The sequence below is a fragment of the Neisseria sp. HMSC070F02 genome (assembly GCF_001814225.1).
Taxonomy (GTDB): Bacteria; Pseudomonadota; Gammaproteobacteria; order Burkholderiales; family Neisseriaceae; genus Neisseria; species Neisseria meningitidis.
Map to the genome: position 1 here is coordinate 1 of NZ_KV815338.1, position 1,260 is coordinate 1,260.

The 1,260-nt window shown below is 37.5% G+C and carries 1 protein-coding gene and 1 pseudogene; one reads left to right on the forward strand and one right to left on the reverse strand.

Translation table 11 applies throughout. The features are described from left to right. The first annotated feature begins 308 nt into the window (after positions 1-308). A pseudogene (locus tag HMPREF2959_RS13425) lies at positions 309-577 on the forward strand (5'-nucleotidase). Between the two features lie 89 nt (positions 578-666). Here HMPREF2959_RS13425 and HMPREF2959_RS00300 read toward each other — a convergent pair. Beyond that, entirely contained in the window at positions 667-1,116 is a 450-nt protein-coding gene (locus HMPREF2959_RS00300) for a type IV pilin protein (protein WP_002218144.1), read from the reverse strand. Positions 1,117-1,260 lie beyond the last annotated feature (144 nt).

A 1,260-nucleotide genomic window follows, 5' to 3' on the forward strand; every position in this document is an offset into this window, starting at 1 on the left:
TTAGGGGATTTTGGGGAATTTTGCAAAGGTCTCCTTATGTCTAAAGGTGCAAACATGCCTTAAATTACCATAGTGGATTAAATTTAAATCAGGACAAGGCGAGGCAACGCTGTACTGGTTTAAATTTAATCCACTATATATTGCATAGGCAAAATACAAGCCTATAACGAATTGGAAACAAAATGCCGTCTGAAAACATCTTCAGACGGCATTATAAAATCTGTTCACCTTTTCAGATGAGTAATGTACACCCTTATACAATTTTTGCTACTATGCCCCATAAATCCACGGCTAAAGATATCCTTATTATGTCCTATGATTTATCGAAACGACTTGTAATCGGCTTAGCATCAAGTGCCCTATTCGACTTATCCGAATCGGATAATATATTTAGAATGGAAGGGGCAGAAACCTATAGGCAATATCAGAGGGAAAAACAAAACCATCCCCTAAAAAAGGCGTTGTCTTTCCATTTATTAAAAAACTTCTGTCAATCAATGAAATAAACCCAAACGACCCAACGATTGGGTTTATTCTTTTATCCAGAAACAATCCAGATACAGATTACGAGTCATAACTATAGGCTTAATATTACACGATTTTCATTCCATCAAGGCGGAAAACCGCACAAATACTGAAACACTATCGATCGATTTGTAAACAAGCCTACTTAAATAACTTGCAGTCCTTATCATTTCCTTTAAAATAATCCAGCCCGTCACTACACGAACTGGCGGACTTCTTGCAAATAAAGGTTACTAGATTTTCATTCATCTTAATAATAAAAGGATTTTTATCTTTATCTATGGCTACCGCCTTCAACATGAATTTACTGTCTAAAGCCCCGCGCGCGATTCCATTCAAACGGATACAAAAGCCTTCTGCCTCTTTAATCGGCAAACTTGGCCATTTGGTAGATGTTTGTTTAAACCTCCCATTCTGCAGATAAAACTTTTCCATAAAATGTGCATTTTCTAACAAGGCTGCCCGCACTGCATTTATCTTTGCTTTCTCAACATAATTGCGATAGCTCGGATAAACAATTAAAGCAAGTACAGACAATATCAAGACCACTGATATTAATTCAACCAGCGTAAACCCCCGATTATCAGTCATTACTTTACTTCCAATAAGAACAGATTATTCAACATATTTCTTTGAACAGACTTACTATCCCATTCAACAGTATGCATATTTCCCACTCTATTTTTTAGCGGCCGGTATAGCCGGTTTAGCTGGGCCTTTTGGTGCGGGCGCACC